At 35.5% G+C, this 16,354-nt stretch carries 17 protein-coding genes; 8 read left to right on the top strand and 9 right to left on the bottom strand.

Translation table 11 applies throughout. From position 1 onward, the window contains the following. Window positions 1-50 precede the first annotated feature (50 nt). On the top strand, window positions 51-1,199 hold the full coding sequence (locus tag IEV15_RS03475) for a sensor histidine kinase (RefSeq protein WP_188361116.1): 1,149 nt from the start codon (window positions 51-53) through the stop codon (window positions 1,197-1,199). Between the two features lie 28 nt (window positions 1,200-1,227). Here the strand turns inward: IEV15_RS03475 and IEV15_RS03470 are convergent, their stop codons facing one another. Next, on the bottom strand, window positions 1,228-1,617 hold the full coding sequence (locus IEV15_RS03470; protein ID WP_188361115.1) for an HIT family protein: 390 nt from the start codon (window positions 1,615-1,617) through the stop codon (window positions 1,228-1,230). A gap of 10 nt (window positions 1,618-1,627) precedes the next feature. Continuing rightward, entirely contained in the window at window positions 1,628-2,104 is a 477-nt protein-coding gene (greA, locus tag IEV15_RS03465; RefSeq protein WP_188361114.1) for a transcription elongation factor GreA, read from the bottom strand. 159 nt (window positions 2,105-2,263) lie between these two features. On the opposite strand from greA, the gene IEV15_RS03460 reads away from it, so the two are divergent. After that, window positions 2,264-2,686 (top strand): Rieske (2Fe-2S) protein, encoded by a 423-nt coding sequence (locus IEV15_RS03460; RefSeq protein ID WP_188361113.1) that lies wholly within the window; start codon window positions 2,264-2,266, stop codon window positions 2,684-2,686. A 44-nt stretch (window positions 2,687-2,730) separates the two neighbouring features. On the opposite strand, the gene IEV15_RS03455 is transcribed toward IEV15_RS03460, so the two are convergent. The 6 genes from IEV15_RS03455 to IEV15_RS03430 all read right to left on the bottom strand — a co-directional run bounded on the left by IEV15_RS03455 (window position 2,731) and on the right by IEV15_RS03430 (window position 9,698). Further along, window positions 2,731-4,944 carry a TonB-dependent receptor gene (locus IEV15_RS03455; RefSeq protein ID WP_188361112.1) on the bottom strand — a complete coding sequence of 738 codons (2,214 nt, stop codon included), beginning with the start codon at window positions 4,942-4,944 and terminating at the stop codon, window positions 2,731-2,733. Between the two features lie 307 nt (window positions 4,945-5,251). Beyond that, window positions 5,252-5,653 (bottom strand): alternative ribosome rescue aminoacyl-tRNA hydrolase ArfB, encoded by a 402-nt coding sequence (arfB, locus tag IEV15_RS03450; protein ID WP_188361111.1) that lies wholly within the window; start codon window positions 5,651-5,653, stop codon window positions 5,252-5,254. Beyond that, entirely contained in the window at window positions 5,653-7,767 is a 2,115-nt protein-coding gene (locus IEV15_RS03445; RefSeq protein WP_188361110.1) for a DUF4301 family protein, read from the bottom strand. Before IEV15_RS03445 ends, arfB begins: the two co-directional genes overlap by 1 nt. After that, complete coding sequence (gene pnuC / locus IEV15_RS03440; RefSeq protein ID WP_188361109.1) at window positions 7,728-8,351, bottom strand: nicotinamide riboside transporter PnuC; 624 nt, start codon at window positions 8,349-8,351, stop codon at window positions 7,728-7,730. The genes IEV15_RS03445 and pnuC overlap by 40 nt, the downstream gene beginning before the upstream one ends. Next, a complete protein-coding gene (locus tag IEV15_RS03435; RefSeq protein WP_188361108.1) occupies window positions 8,344-9,063 on the bottom strand; it encodes a phosphoglycerol geranylgeranyltransferase in 720 nt (239 codons plus the stop codon). The genes pnuC and IEV15_RS03435 overlap by 8 nt, the downstream gene beginning before the upstream one ends. Continuing rightward, window positions 9,060-9,698, bottom strand: a complete 639-nt coding sequence (locus IEV15_RS03430; protein ID WP_188361107.1) for a 4'-phosphopantetheinyl transferase family protein — start codon at window positions 9,696-9,698, stop codon at window positions 9,060-9,062. Before IEV15_RS03430 ends, IEV15_RS03435 begins: the two co-directional genes overlap by 4 nt. A gap of 137 nt (window positions 9,699-9,835) precedes the next feature. Here IEV15_RS03430 and ahcY point away from each other — a divergent pair, with 137 nt between their 5' ends. Next, the gene (gene ahcY / locus IEV15_RS03425) at window positions 9,836-11,152 is read left to right on the top strand and encodes an adenosylhomocysteinase (RefSeq protein ID WP_188361106.1); all 1,317 of its coding nucleotides are present in this window, start codon (window positions 9,836-9,838) and stop codon (window positions 11,150-11,152) included. A 128-nt stretch (window positions 11,153-11,280) separates the two neighbouring features. Here ahcY and IEV15_RS03420 read toward each other — a convergent pair whose 3' ends face one another. Next, window positions 11,281-11,634, bottom strand: a complete 354-nt coding sequence (locus IEV15_RS03420) for a toxin-antitoxin system YwqK family antitoxin (RefSeq protein ID WP_188361105.1) — start codon at window positions 11,632-11,634, stop codon at window positions 11,281-11,283. Between the two features lie 317 nt (window positions 11,635-11,951). Between IEV15_RS03420 and aspS the strand changes: the two genes are divergently transcribed. The 5 genes from aspS (at window position 11,952) to IEV15_RS03395 (ending at window position 16,338) form a co-directional block, all read left to right on the top strand. Continuing rightward, window positions 11,952-13,703 (top strand): aspartate--tRNA ligase, encoded by a 1,752-nt coding sequence (gene aspS, locus IEV15_RS03415; RefSeq protein WP_188361104.1) that lies wholly within the window; start codon window positions 11,952-11,954, stop codon window positions 13,701-13,703. 4 nt (window positions 13,704-13,707) lie between these two features. After that, on the top strand, window positions 13,708-13,941 hold the full coding sequence (locus tag IEV15_RS03410; RefSeq protein ID WP_188361103.1) for a hypothetical protein: 234 nt from the start codon (window positions 13,708-13,710) through the stop codon (window positions 13,939-13,941). Window positions 13,942-14,027: 86 nt separating this feature from the next. Further along, the gene (locus tag IEV15_RS03405) at window positions 14,028-14,225 is read left to right on the top strand and encodes a cold-shock protein (RefSeq protein ID WP_188361102.1); all 198 of its coding nucleotides are present in this window, start codon (window positions 14,028-14,030) and stop codon (window positions 14,223-14,225) included. A 215-nt stretch (window positions 14,226-14,440) separates the two neighbouring features. Beyond that, window positions 14,441-14,944 (top strand): GNAT family N-acetyltransferase, encoded by a 504-nt coding sequence (locus tag IEV15_RS03400; protein ID WP_188361101.1) that lies wholly within the window; start codon window positions 14,441-14,443, stop codon window positions 14,942-14,944. A 128-nt stretch (window positions 14,945-15,072) separates the two neighbouring features. Continuing rightward, window positions 15,073-16,338, top strand: coding sequence for a Y-family DNA polymerase (locus IEV15_RS03395; protein WP_188361100.1), 1,266 nt, complete (start codon window positions 15,073-15,075; stop codon window positions 16,336-16,338). Window positions 16,339-16,354: the final 16 nt, after the last annotated feature.

The following is a 16,354-nucleotide window of genomic DNA, read 5'->3' as shown; positions in this document are numbered from 1 at the left end:
ATTTTTTCAATTCAATCAAGATTTACTACATTTAACCTAAATATTTTGAAATGCAATTTTCCGAAAGTCGTAATATCACCCGTTGGCTACTTATTTTCTTTTCCTTCGTAATCATTACTTTGATACTTTGGAATACCTATTCTTTTTTTCAAATCTTTAAAGAAGACGAACGTATGAAAATGGAACTTTGGGCAGAAGCACAAAAATCGTTGAATAATGCTGATAGTAATACCGACATTGAACTGACCCTGGTTTTATTAAACAACAACACCAGTATTCCTTTAATCTTAACAAATGCCAACGACAGTATTATTGACGGAAGAAATATTGATTCTTTGCTTTTAAATGACCCTAAAAAATCAGCCGCCTTGATACAATCTTTTAAAGCTGAAAATAGGCCTATTAAAATTGAGTATGATGAAAACAAATACAACAATTTATATTATGGAAATTCACCATTAATCAGTAAGTTAAAATATTATCCGATAGCGTTATTATTAATTATCTTGCTATTTGCTTTGCTCATTTTCAATTTTTATAAAACTTCAAAAATTGCAACGCAAAACAAACTTTGGGCCGGAATGGCTAAAGAAACAGCTCATCAGATTGGCACTCCTTTATCGTCATTAATTGGTTGGCTGGAAATCATGAAAGCAAATAATTATGATGAAACGATAATTGCTGAAATTGAAAAAGACATCCTTCGCCTGCAAACCATTACAGATCGATTTTCAAAAGTGGGATCGGAACCCGTTTTGGAACAAAAAGACATTATTGCAGAAACCAAAAATTCTTTTGACTATTTACAATCCCGTTTTTCAAAGCAAGTTGAATTTTCATTTTCAGCACCTGATAAAGAAATAATGGTTTTATTAAATCCCGCTCTTCACAGTTGGACTATTGAAAACCTCATCAAAAACTCGGTGGATGCTATGAAGGGCAAAGGTGTTTTGGATGTGAATATAATTGAAATTGAGAAAGAAGTGAATATCTATATTTCTGATTCCGGGAAAGGAATTCCGAAAAACCAATTCAAAAAGATTTTTGAACCCGGTTATACCACCAAAAAACGCGGCTGGGGTTTAGGGCTTTCCTTAACCAAACGCATTGTTGAAGAATACCACAAAGGAAAAATCAGAGTACAACATTCGGATATTGGCAAAGGGACAACGATGTTGGTTAGTTTTAAGAAGACATAAAAAAATCCCGAGTTTATCGGGATATTTTTTATAATTGATTTTGGATTTTTAAAACCGTAGCTTCAAATTCTTCTTCACTCAAAGTCACTTTCCGCTGAAATCGCATATCATCCATTTCTTGTAGCGGAATTAAATGCACATGAACGTGTGGCACTTCCAAACCGACAACAGCTAAACCAATTCGCTTACACGGAATTGCTTTTTCCAAAGCAAGAGCAATAGTTCTTGAAAATTGCAGTAAAGCCAAATAATGGTCTTCTTCCATTTCAAAAAGCTTGTTGATTTCTTGTTTAGGCACACAAAGTGTATGACCAATGGCATTGGGATTAACATCCAAAAAAGCAATAAAATTTTCATTTTCTGCTATTTTATAAGATGGAATCTCGCCGTTGATTATTTTGGTGAAAATGCTCGCCATGGTTCCCTATTTAATCTCTTGAAACTTCTAAAATTTCAAATTTTAAGACACCATTTGGCACTGTAATTTCGGCTACATCACCAACTGATTTGCCCAACAAACCTTTACCAATAGGAGAAGTAACAGAAATTTTTCCGGTTTTTAGATCGGCTTCACTTTCTGCCACTAAGGTATATTTCATCTCCATGCCGTTGGCTTGGTTTTTAATTTTTACGTTAGACAGCACCAATGCTTTTGTTAAGTCCAATTGTGACTCATCAATCAATCTGGCGTTAGCATATATTTCTTCCATTTTAGAAATTCGCATTTCTAACAAACCTTGAGCTTCTTTTGCTGCATCATATTCTGCATTTTCAGACAAATCACCTTTATCACGAGCTTCTGCAATAGCTAGAGATGCTTTAGGACGTTCCACATGTTTTAGATGTTCTAACTCGTCTTTTAATTTTTTTAATCCTTCTGCGGTATAATAAGATACTGTACTCATAATATATTCGTTTATATAAATAGAAAAAATCCCACTTGCACGGGATTTCTCTCTACAAAGATAGTATTTTTAATTTTATTTTAATTTTTTTCGTTCCTTCGAACAATACAAAGTTAATTAAATTAAATTTGTTTTCATTTCCTTTAACCAATTTTTAAAATGAGAAAAGCAATTTTAGTACTTATTTTTAGTTTCACTCTTTTAAATTGTGACAGCGACGGGTTTAACAACAACAATCCGTATTTGCCCAATTATAGTTTTTCGTTTGATGTAAACATGAATCTTCCTTTATACAGTCAGTTACAATTTGTGAGTAATGGCGTTTTAATTACACAACCGGGCGTTGGTGTGAATGGCATTATTGTTTTTAACGCCGGCAATGGAGTATTTAATGCTTTTGATGCAGGTTGTCCAAACCAACCTTTGACATCCTGCTCTACGATGACCATCAATGGCATCAATGCCGTTTGTCCGTGTGATAATGAGGAATACAGTTTGTTCACCGGTCTAGGAGCGTTGCAATATCCTTTAAAAAGATACCGCGTGGAAGTATTAGGAAATATTATAAGAGTTTATAATTAACAAAAAACCCTGATTTCAAGATCAGGGTTTTCAATAGTCTATTGTTAAAACAGCAAGGTCAAACCAATCAAAAAGTTAATTCCCGCTTGCGGATAAAATCCGGCTCCTTCTATAGTTGAAATCGTTCCGGGGTTTGAAAAATCATCGTCATAGGTGTAAAAATATCCATTGCTTTCATATTTCAAATCAAAAATATTATTCACAAGAGCATTAAATCGCATCGATTTGAATACTTTATTAAATGTGATTTCATAAGAAATATTCAAATCGTTCACAAAGTAACTGTCTAATTTTGAACTTTCCGCATCGATATTACCCATATATTGTTCTCCAACAAATTTAGATAAGAAAGAAAGCTGTAAATTTTTTATTGGTATAAAGGTCAATCGATTCGCGGCAATAAAGTTGGGTGAAAAGGCAATGTTAGTAGTGCCTAAATTTTCTAAAACGCCATCACGTTGAAAAACAAAATCTTGGTTTTTGTTTTGACTTAAAGTGACATTAGGTTGCAAAAACCATTTTTCAGTTAATTTCAGTGTGGCATCCACCTCTAATCCAATTCTGTAACTATCGCCACTATTTGCTCGAATTGGAGCTCCCACATCATTTAATTCGCCCGTCAACACCAATTGATCTTTGTATTTCATAAAATAACCATTCACATTCAATTGGGTTTTTTCCGTCACATGTCGCCATCCTAATTCAACATCATGCAATTGCTCGGGTCTTGGATTGCCGTTTTCATAATCATTACGATTCGGCTCTCTGTTGGCTTGTGCATAGGATAAGTAAAAGTTGTTTTTTTGATTTAACGTATAAGTAACACCCGCTTTTGGGTTAAAAAAATGGAACGTATCATCAACAATTCCCGTATCAGCACCATTGGCTGTGAAATTTACATTTCGGTATTGAACATCACCAAACAAACGCCATTTTTCCGTTACTTGATAATTTAGCTTAGAAAATAAATTGATGTCTCTTTTTGTTGAAAAATCATCATAGTAGCGGTCTCTAATTTCGCTTTGCGAGGCATAACGTGCCCAAATGATTTCACCAAAGTGAGCACCTTCATAGTTGTTGATGCCTCCTCCTAAAATTAAATCTACTTTTTCTTTTTTATAATTGGCCGAAAAAGTAGTCCCATAAAAATTATTGTCCAGCCATCGACGACGAATTAAATCAGTTACATCGATGGTTTCTCCGCCAAGTGTTATCGGACTTAAACCATAATCGGCAAAATCTTCATCCTCTTTGTATTGTTCAAAATAACCTTTCCCCATGGTATAATGAAACGCCAGATTGGTGCTCCAGTTTTCATTCCATCGCTCATTCCAATGCAATTGGTAATGATCTTGTTGGTAGTTATCCGTTTCATTATCATAGAATTTCATCTTGCCTTCTTCATCAAAATACATTCCCGCAACATTAAAGGTTCTGTTTTTTTGTAGCAATTCCGGGTCTTCTAAACCATACCAAGCTTGATAGGTTTTTTGATTGCCTCCAAAAACCAATCCTTTAATTAATGTGGTTTCGCCAACATAAGTACCTTGCAGAAAATAGGATTTCAAATCAGAAAAAGCTCTGTCAATGTAGCCATCAGAATAAATAGTGGATAACCTTCCGGCAATCTCAAATTTGTCATTCATCATTCCGGTACTGAATTTTAAAGTATGTTTCCTGGTGTTAAAACTCCCGAAAGAGTTGGAAATTTCTCCACTAGCTTCCTGAGCATAGGAATCTGTTAAAATATTCAAGCTGGCACCAAAAGCTCCTGCTCCATTAGTTGAAGTTCCAACACCGCGTTGCAATTGCAAACTCTCAGTCGAACTGGCAAAGTCGGGCATGTTTACCCAAAATGTACCTTGACTTTCAGAATCATTGTAAGGAATTCCGTTGATAGTCACATTGACACGTGTAGCATCAGAACCACGCACCCGAATTCCGGTATAACCTACTCCGGCTCCTGCATCGGTTGTGGTGACTACTGACGGAAGATAATTCATCATTATCGGAATATCTTGTCCGAGGTTTCGCGATTGAAATTCTTTTTTGGTCAGATTGGAAAAGGTTACCGGTGTTTGTGCGGTTACACGAACTGCACCAACCAAAACCTCATCTAATGAAATTTCTTTTGCTTTGATGGTGTCAACAACGGTTTCTTGCGAAAATCCGGAAAAAGAATAGAAAAGTAAGCCTGCTAAGCAATACCTGCTAAGCGACTTCGAGCCATTTTGGTGATAATTGAATAAAGTTTTCATTCGTAAAAATATACGAATAAAAGGGGTAATTATTCTTGGTTAAAAATTAAAATTGATACTCTTGACAGCAAAACAAACGTGCACTTTTGTTCTTTTGTCTAATCCCTAAACAGCATTACCTGTTCCAGGTTCGTTGGGTATAATCTCAGCTCGTTTTTTAGAGCACCCCTTTGAGACGGGGCAAAGGTAGTAAAAGAATTATAATGGCAATGTCAAAAATCAATTTCAATTGCAAAAATCAATTTCAATTGCAAAAATCAATATCAAAGGTAAAAGGTAATGGGCACTCCTAACTCTAAACTCCCTACTAAACATCCGGTCTTTTTCTGTTTTGCTTAATCTCCGAAGTCGTTCGTTTTTCTTTGATTCGCTTTTCTATTACGGAACGTGGAATTTTAGTAGGTTTTCTTTTTTTAGGAACAATCAAAGCGTTTTTAAGTAATTTTAAAAATCGTTTGATTACAATTTCTTTGTTTTTCAGTTGGCTTCTGTCTTCGTCACAATTCAAAATTAAAACAGCATCTGAAGTGAGTTTTGTTTTTAATTTTTCTGAAAGCAGCGTTTTCTCTTCATCTGTTAAACATTTGGACGCTTGCAAATCGAAGGAAAGCACCACTTTTGAGGAAACTTTATTTACGTTTTGTCCTCCGGCTCCACTACTTCTGACCGCTTTAAAAGTCAATTCCGTTATGATTTTTTCACTATCCATTATTGCGGTTGATGAGGGGCTTTTAATAAATCATTTACCGTCTTTACGGGATTAAAAGTAATTAGGGGCACTTCCACAAAAACAGTTAGCCATTTTGCCATGCCGCCATTCCACAATCCGGGTAATTCATAGGCTTTTAAATCTTTGCCGCCTTTATTTTTATAAACAATAAATCCGCTGTTATAATCTACAAATTGCATCAAATCAAATCGCGAACCTTTGTAATTTCGAATACCACAAACCAAATCAACCGGATTAAAATGGGTGGCATTTTCAAGAATTTTGGCTTGATGTGCATCCGCAGTATCAATTTGTGAGGTTTCTACAATTTGTAAAAAAACCTGTCCTTTATTGTTGGTTACCCAAAAAGGACCGCCGCCGGGTTCCCCTTCATTTTTTACCATTCCGCAAACACGAATAGGTCGGTTGAGCAATTTATGAAGGTAATCTATTTTACTTTGTTTGGTAAACATTGCGAAATCATCACTTACCTCTATATTGAATTGTGTTTCTAAAAACTCTACCACTTCATAAATCGTATCTTTAGTAAGCTGATGAGCGTCTAATTCTCGCAGGTAGTGAAATACTTTTTGTTGTTTTTCCAGCAAAACTCCGGCTAATGCTTTTTTGTACAAAGCTATAGTAGCTACGTGATTTTGGATGATATTATCAATGTTTTTGATGAATACCAAATCAGCATCAATTTGATTTAAATTTTCCAATAAAGCTCCATGACCACCGGGTCTGAAAATCAAATTGCCATTTTCATCCCGAAACGGATTATTATTCATGTCAAAAGCAAGACTATCAGTAGCTTGATTTTGATAGGAATAATTGACGTTAATTCGAATTGCGTTTTGGTCTTCAATTTTAGGTTTTACTTTATCCACAATTGCATCAAAGGCTTTTTGATGTTCTTCTGAAATTGTAAAATGTACATAGGCTTTTGAATTAGAACTGCCATATATAGAAGCTTCAATGAGATGTTCTTCTATGGGCGTTGCAATATGGGTTGGATAGTGATGAAAAGGCAAAATCCCTTTTGGTTTGTTGGAAAAATTAAAGTCGCTTTCTGACAACATCGTTTTAATAAAAGCATAATCTTTCTTGTCTTTTGACCATTGACTATATTCCGGATACTTGTTTTTGGTCGCTTTTAAAATTTCCTTATAAAACGGAAATTTCTCCATTCCAATTAAAAAAAGCGTCACATTTCTTGCTTTTTTTCTATTGATATAGGCATTGATACTCTCTGTTTCCGGATTGAAATCTTGTAAAAATTCCAATAAAAATTTAAACATTCTACTGGCGGCTCCTGAAGCTGGAACAAACTTTTTGAGTTTTAAATGTTCTTTTTTGGAGTCAAATAAATTTGAAAAATAATTGGCTCCTTCTGCAGAAAGTGTTTCAATACCATCGCCAATTTTTGCAACTCTATTCAATGCTGCATGAGGAATCCCCTCTTTCAAAAAAGCAACTTGCTTGATAATCTTTGAAACGGAAACAGTATGGTAGTAGAGTTGAACAAAGTCAGTAGAAGTAAATCCAAATTCTTTTGCTTGTTTTAATTCGTCTATAATGGCAATGGCTTTATTCAATCTCGCTTCTTTTGCCCCTGAGACTTTTATATATGGCTTTTTCAAATCGATTAACGCTTTTTCAAATTGTTGCAGCGTTTGTTCCCTATTTTCAGGACTATCTCTCAAATCATCTTTTTGCCAAGGCACATCAACATCTGTAAGTAAAAAAAGGTCATAGGTATGTTCTTTTGCTGCTTGTTCTAAAACTGCTCCTGTTTTGCCATAATACAAATCGGAAAACACTTTAGTAACTAATAAAGTAGTATCCACAAATAAAACTTGATTTGCCGAATGCAACGCTTCATTTTCCAATTTAATTTGACCAACGGCAATCGGTAACAAATCGTCTTCTGTACAAATTTGCTTTGAACTGTCCCATTTTTGCTGTAAATAATCACGAGCAAATTCCGGAATCCAAGTGGTTGTATAGTGTTTTGCCAACTGTTTTGCTAACGTTGTTTTTCCGGTACTTTCCGGTCCGTATAAAGCAATTTTTATAATTTTTGTTGGTTCTTGTTTAAGTGCTTCTTCCATTCGATATAGCCAAAAATGGCAATAATTGTGAAAATTAAATATTGGATACTGGTAAAGGTATATCCTTTTGAAAAATACAATGGAACTGAAATTACATCACCTATAATCCAAAAAATCCAATGTTCTATTTTTCGTTTAGCCATGAGCCACATACCAACAAAAAATAATCCGGTGGTTAATGTGTCAACATAACTGTACCAAGTTGTAAATTTATCAAAAAAATCGTAGATAACTACCACTGCAATGATTGTTAAAACAAAGATAACGCAGCTCCAAATTTTTTCTATTCTTGAAATTGACGCAATTGGAAATTGAATTTCATCTCCTTTTTTACGTGACCAATGGTACCAACCGTATACACTCATGATGGAATAATAACAATTGATTATCAAATCCCCTAAAAGTTCCCATTGCCACAACAAATAAATAAAAATGGTGGTACTAACAATTCCCGTTGGAAAAACCAGGATATTGTCTTTTTTGGCAAACCAAACACTAGCTAAACCAAACAAAACACCCACTATTTCAAGAATGATAGCAGTGGTTGAATAGTCGTTATATTGTGAGAATAAAAACTCAATCATGATGGAAAAAATTAGGATTGTTTTCAAAAGCAGTTCCAATCACCACCAAATCTGCTCCGTTATCAAAGGCCTCTTTAATTTCCTTGTGACTTCTAATGCCGCCACCAACAAGCAAAGGAACTGAAATAGCATCCGCTACTTTCCGAATCATTTCCAAAGGAACGGCTAATTTTGCTCCGCTACCGGCTTCTAAATAAATGAGTTTGTTTCCTAAGTAGGCTCCGGCTACGGCAGTTTGACAAACATAATCACTGTTATTTCTGTCTAATGGCTTGGTTTTGCTCACTCGTTCCACAGCTGTTTCACTCCCACTTTCAATCAAAATATAACCCGTTGAAATGATTTCTAAATCCGTTTTTTCTAAAATCGGAATTGCATTCACTTGATGGTCGATTAAATAATCGGAATTTCTTCCGGAAATTAAACTCAAGAACAAAATAGCATCAGCATGCTCAGAAATTTGTGATGGATTTCCGGGAAATAAAACGATGGGTAGTGTTACTTTTTCTTTTAACCTTTGAATCAATACATCCATAATTTGATTGGAAACGCTACTCCCGCCCACAAAAACATGTGTTGCCGGTGAAAGTTGGATTTTCTCAATAAGCGTTGGCAAATTATTCAACACTATTTTATCAGGATCTAAGAGTATTGCAATTAATTTTCTGTTGTCGCTTTTGGCATGAACTATTTCTTGGTAGTAGTTTTTCATAGTTCTTTTTCCCATAGCCAAACTAACGTATAGTTTTCAATTTCTGTAAAATACACCTCAAAAGGAATTTTTAGTTCGTTAAAGTCCAATAAAGCGGTAGTGTTTTGAGCCTCCATTTCAAAAGGACTCACAAAAATATGGTCTTTGAAACTAATTCCCACTTCGTTTCTCACTTTAAAAACCGCCTCTTTCACGCCCCAAATAACAGTAAGTTTGCTTACATAATCTGATGAATTTTCATCACAGTGATAGACAAAAGGTTCTTCGGCAAATTTACGAGCTATCTTTTTTATCAAATCACGACGCAATTCCAAATCGATACCGCAATTTTTATTTGACAATATTATAGTAGAAAATTCAAAAGAATGCGATATGGAAATGTGAGTACCATCTTTTAAATTGGGTTTTCCAAATGCATCATAATACAAATCATAATCGGTATAACCGGCGTGTTGCAACAACATTCTTACGGCTAAAAACCCTTTTTTATGGCTTTCTGATTTCATAGTTTCTAATCGAGTCAACGAAATATCTTTTAACGAAACTGCTCGAAACAACTCGTCAAACGATTCAGAAATCTTCCAAACATAAACATTGGTAAAAGCGTCAACAACAATTTTTTGAAAAAAAGGCATAATAAAAATGCAATATCAATTTGTATTTCAAAACTTTAGCAAACTAAACAAATCACAAAAAATGGCAAAAGCTTTTTAAAATAGTAGCTAATTCCGTAAGTTTGCAAAAATTTTTAGCTAATATAACTAATTTATAGATGAGTACACAAACATTGCCATTTGTAGCGTTCAAAGTGAAAGACATTTCATTAGCCGCTTGGGGAAGAAAAGAAATTGAATTGGCCGAAGCAGAAATGCCGGGTCTAATGGCTCTTCGTGAAGAATACGGAGACAGCCAACCTTTAAAAGGAGCTCGTATAGCGGGATGTTTACACATGACCATTCAAACTGCTGTTTTAATTGAAACGTTAATCGCTTTAGGTGCAGAGGTTACTTGGAGTTCATGTAATATTTTTTCAACACAAGACCATGCTGCTGCTGCTATTGCTGCTGCCGGAATTCAAGTGTATGCTTGGAAAGGTTTAAATGAAGTTGATTTTGATTGGTGTATCGAGCAAACCTTATTTTTTGGTGAAGACAGACAACCACTAAATATGATTTTAGATGATGGTGGTGATTTAACCAATATGGTTTTTGATAAATATCCTGAGCTTATCCCTGGAATCAAAGGACTTTCTGAAGAAACAACTACAGGAGTTCACCGTTTATATGAAAGAATGAAAAACGGAACTTTACACATTCCTGCTATCAACGTTAACGATTCGGTTACTAAATCGAAATTTGACAACAAATACGGATGTAAAGAATCGGCTGTTGATGCGGTTCGTCGTGCAACAGACATTATGCTAGCCGGAAAAAGAGTAATCGTTTGTGGTTATGGTGACGTTGGAAAAGGAACAGCAGCTTCGTTTAGAGGTGCGGGTTCGATTGTAACTGTTACAGAAATTGATCCAATTTGTGCTCTTCAAGCGGCCATGGATGGTTTTGAGGTTAAAAAATTAGATACGGTTATCAAAACGGCGGATATTGTAATTACTACAACCGGTAATAAAGATATTGTTGTTGGAAAACATTTTGAACAAATGAAAGACAAAACTATCGTTTGTAATATTGGTCACTTTGACAACGAAATTGACATGGCTTGGTTGAACGAAAACCATGGTGCTTCTAAAATTGAAATCAAACCACAAGTTGATAAATATACCATCAAAGGTAACGATATCATTATTTTAGCTGAAGGCCGTTTGGTAAACTTAGGTTGTGCTACAGGTCACCCAAGTTTTGTAATGAGTAATTCATTTACCAACCAAACCTTGGCTCAAATTGAATTGTTTACCAATGCTGCTGCTTATAACAATGAAGTATATATGTTACCAAAACATTTAGATGAAAAAGTGGCGGCTTTGCATTTAGCTAAATTGGGCGTTGAATTGGAAACGTTGAATAACGAACAAGCAGCTTACATTGGTGTAGCTGTTGAAGGACCGTATAAACCGGAGTATTACAGATACTAGTATATTTTGTATTAAGATTTTAGTATTAAGACAAGCCCTTGCTGAAAAGTAAGGGTTTTTTTGTGAATATGCCCCAACAAAAAAAGCTGCTCATTTCTGAACAGCTTTTTAAAATTTAAATAAGTTGGTTAGTTTTTGGTAACTGTTACAACAGCTCCTTCTGACCATTTTTTCACTTGAGCTATTCTACTGTCTGAATAATCTACCTCAGTAAGTTCAACTCCTGTCCAGAAAAACCATTTTCCGATTTTCTTTCCTTCATTATATTGACCCATTGAAACTTTTTTACCCGTTACATCATAAGAAACCCACTGACCGTGAACTTTTCCGTCTTTATAAAAACCTTCTTGTTTCACTTGACCATTGTCATGATAAAATGTAGATTTTACCATTTGATCAACTACCTCATGTTTTACATTAGCATCTTGTGCTGAAATAACCCCTGAAACTACTAGCATTGCTGCAATAAATAACTTTTTCATATTCTTTCTTTTTAAGTAGGTTAACATTAACACAACAAATGTATAAATTAATTCACAATAAAAAAACAATTTGGTAACAATTTGGTAACATTAGATGAAAACTTAACATTGGAAAATTGAAAAGGCAAGAGCCAATAGCCAAAAGGCAAAAGTTTTGAGGTAGCATATGTATATAAATGATTTTTTAGCTGTAACAATCTTTACTATTACATAGACTACTTTTGGCTATTGCCTATTGGCTAATGGCTTTTCAAAAAAAAAACCAAAATTCTTCAAACAAAATAGTACTTTTGCAACTCAAAAAATTTCGAATCAAAATGTACAGAAGTCATACTTGCGGAGAATTAAACAGTTCGCACATCAATACAGAAGTTACCTTAGCCGGATGGGTGCAAAAATCGCGTGACAAAGGATTTATGAATTGGGTAGATTTACGTGACCGTTACGGAATCACTCAATTAATATTTGATGAAAGCCGTACTGAAAAATCCGTTTTTGAAGCAGCTAAAACATTGGGTCGCGAATTTGTGATTCAAGTGAAAGGAACTGTAATCGAACGCGAAGCAAAAAATAAAAACATTCCCACCGGAGATATTGAAATTTTAGTTTCTGAATTAACGATTTTAAATGCAGCTCAACTTCCACCCTTTACCATCGAAGACGAAACCGATGGTGGCGAAGACATTCGAATGAAATACCGTTACCTAGATATTCGAAGAAATCCGGTAAAAAATTCCCTGATTTTCCGTCATAAAGTAGCGATGGAAGTTCGAAATTATTTGTCTAAACAAGGTTTTTGTGAGATTGAAACGCCTTATTTGATTAAATCAACTCCCGAAGGAGCAAGAGACTTTGTCGTTCCAAGTAGAATGAACGAAGGACAATTTTATGCGTTACCACAATCGCCGCAAACCTTCAAACAATTATTGATGGTGGGAGGAATGGATAAATATTTTCAAATCGTAAAATGTTTTAGAGACGAAGATTTGCGTGCCGACCGTCAACCGGAATTCACACAAATCGATTGCGAAATGGCATTCGTTGAACAAGAAGACATTTTGAATGTTTTTGAAGGATTGACACGTCATTTATTAAAAGAAATAAAAGGTATTGAAGTAGATAAATTCCCAAGAATCACCTACGATTATGCTATGAAAACCTACGGAAACGACAAACCGGACATTCGTTTTGACATGAAATTCGGAGAGTTAAACGCCGTTGCTCAACATAAAGATTTTCCGGTATTCAATTCTGCTGAATTAGTAGTCGGAATTGCCGTTCCAGGCTGTGCCTCCTATTCCAGAAAAGAAATTGACGCCTTGATTGATTGGATAAAACGTCCTCAAATCGGTGCTACCGGTATGGTGTATGTAAAATACGAATTAGACGGAAGTCTAAAATCATCTGTAGATAAATTTTATGATGAAGCCGATTTAAAAAAATGGGCCGAAATCACCAACGCCAAACCCGGCGATTTAATTTTAATTCTTTCCGGAAAAGCGGATAAAACCAGAACACAATTATCAGCACTTCGTATGGAAGTTGCTACTCGTTTAGGTTTGCGTAAACCGGACGAATTTGCTCCGCTTTGGGTAGTTGATTTTCCATTATTGGAATGGGATGAAGATTCACAACGCTACCATGCCATGCACCATCCGTTTACTTCACCAAAACCGGAAGATATGCAACTCATCGAAACCGAACCGGGGAAAGTGCGTGCCAATGCTTACGATATGGTGTTAAACGGAAACGAAATCGGTGGCGGTTCCATCCGTATTCACGACCGTGATTTACAAAGCAGAATGTTCTCTTTATTAGGCTTCACACCTGAACAAGCCGAAAATCAATTCGGATTTTTAATGAATGCCTTCCAATTCGGAGCACCACCACACGGAGGTTTAGCTTTCGGATTAGACCGTTTAGTGGCAATTTTGGGCGGACAAGAAACCATTCGTGATTTCATTGCTTTCCCAAAAAACAACAGCGGTCGCGATGTCATGATTGATGCTCCTTCAACAATTGACGAAGCACAATTAAAGGAACTACATATCAAATTAGATTTAAAATAAACTTATGAAATACGTCATCCGCATCTTGTTTTTCATCATCGTTGGCTTCATTGCTTATGGCTTTTATATCAAAAATACCGTTGGTCAAGAAGGTGATAAATGGGTAGGCATTGGCGTTTTACTTACAGCTTTGGTACTTATGCCCATTTTTTTATGGCATCGATATAAAAACAAGAAATTAGAAGACTATAGTTTTAAATTTGATAATAAAAACGGTGAAAATGCTGAAAATCAATAATTTTCACAAAAAAGTAACATTGTTTTAACATTCGTAATTAATTAAAGACTACCTTTGGCCATTATTAATTATTTTTTTATTACACAATGCGTACAGGTACAGTAAAATTTTTCAATGAGTCAAAAGGTTATGGATTCATCACAGATGAAGAAACCGGAAAAGACATCTTCGTTCACGCAACCGGAATTAAAGCTGAAGAGCTTAAAGAAGGTGACAGAGTTCATTACGAAGAAGAAGAAGGTAGAAAAGGTAAAGTAGCAGCTCAAGTAGCTGTGATCGAATAATATATATTATTTAGATTACCGAATGAATGGTTAACGTCTCGAGCAATCGAGACGTTTTTTTTATTTTAAAGAACACGGATTAAAATAATTAGAAAAATCTAAAAATATTTTTTTGGGTTCAGTCTTTCCACTTCAAACCCTAACACAATTTGTGCTTCAGTAAAAATTCTGCTAACTTTACAACTTATTGCTTAGTAAACAGAACCCAACTTTCCATGAACTACCAATTCAGAAAAGCCACCAGCTCCGATGCTCCACAAATCTGGACCATCTTACAAAATGCCATTCTACGAAGAAAAGCCGACGGCAGCAACCAATGGCAAGACGGCTATCCCAACCCACAAATCATTCAACAAGATATTGAAAAAGAAATTGGTTATGTGCTAACCGATGGTGAAATTATTGTGGGTTATTCAGCTGTTTTAATCAACGACGAACCGGAATATGACAATCTGCAAGGCGAATGGTTAACCAATAACGATTTTGTTGTTTTTCATCGCGTGGCGATTGCTCAAAACTATATCGGTCAAAACTTGTCTAAAAAAATAATCGAACATATCGAAGCTTTTTCATTAGCCAACAATATTCATAGCCTCAAAGCCGATACCAACCACGATAATTATGCCATGATGAACATCTTTGAAAAATCAGGCTTTGTTTTCTGTGGTATTGTTCATTTTAGAGGAAGCCCGAGACGAGCATATGAGAAGGTGTTATAAGTTGTCTGTTATCGGTTGTCGCTTGCAGTTAACTGTTTATCTTTCTTCTTTCTTCTTTCTTCTATTTTCTTATCAACATTAACATCCGTTCGCTTCCAAAAAAAGTAACAATCCACTAACTTTACCACATGTATGCTTTAGTCGATTGTAACAATTTTTATGCTTCGTGCGAACGTGTTTTCCAACCACAACTGAATGGAAAACCCATTGTTATTTTGTCTAACAACGACGGTTGCATCATCTCCCGCAGCGACGAAGCCAAAGCATTGGGTATCCCAATGGGAGCACCTGAATTCAAAATACGCGACGAACTCAAGCAAAAAAACATCACCGTTTTTTCTTCCAATTATGCGTTGTATGGCGATATGAGTAGTCGAGTAATGGCCATCTTAGGACAATTCACCCCCAACATTGAAGTATATAGCATTGACGAAGCTTTTCTCAACTTTGACGGCATGAACATTCCGGATTACCAACACTACGGTTTGGAAATGAAAAAGCGAACGATGAAATGGTTGAGCATTCCCGTTTCTGTTGGCTTCGCTCCAACTAAAGCATTGGCAAAAGTAGCCAACAAAATAGCTCGAAAATTCCCAAAACAAACCTTAGGAAGTTATGTAATCGACACGGAAGAAAAACGCATCAAAGGTTTAAAATGGACCAAAATCGAAGACGTTTGGGGCATCGGTTATCGGTTAACCAAAAAAATGAAGGCACAAAATATTCATACCGCCTACGATTTTACTTTGCCACACAACGAAGCCTTTATTAAAAAAGAAATGGGTGTGGTGGGCAACCGCTTGCGATTGGAATTATTAGGTCAATCCGTCTTAGAACTCGAAGAACCAAAAGACCGTAAAAACATTGCCATCACACGAAGTTTCGACGGCAACATCACTACGTTTGACGAAATGAAAGAACGCGTTTCTACATTCGCTACCGTTTGTGCCGAGAAGCTTCGCAAACAAAAATCCTGTTGCTACGGCGTAATTTTATATTTGCGAAAAGACAAATACAAAGTCGACAAACCCAAATATAATTTTTATAAAATGGAAACCTTGCCTTTTGCGAGTAATTCCAGTATTACCATCAGTGCAATAGCTGTAAAAATGTTGAAAGAAATTTTTGAAGAAGGCGAAATTTACAAAAAAGCAGGAGTGATTGTCACGCAAATTATTCCACAAGACCAAAAGCAATTTCATCTGTTTGAAGAAGAAAATCCGAAACACCAAAAAATCATGGAAGTGATGGATGCCTTTCACAAGAAAACCGGCGAACGCAAAATACGATTGGGCAATCAGGATTTGCAACGCACTTGGAAAATGAAACAGAATTTACTTTCACCAAAATACACGACGGACATCCGCGATATTTTTAAAGTAAATTGTCACTAATCCTTTATTTTGCGAA

It is taken from the genome of Flavobacterium orientale (genome assembly GCF_014638005.1).
Lineage (GTDB): Bacteria > Bacteroidota > Bacteroidia > Flavobacteriales > Flavobacteriaceae > Flavobacterium > Flavobacterium orientale.
This window is presented reverse-complemented; position numbering and strand designations above follow the sequence as displayed.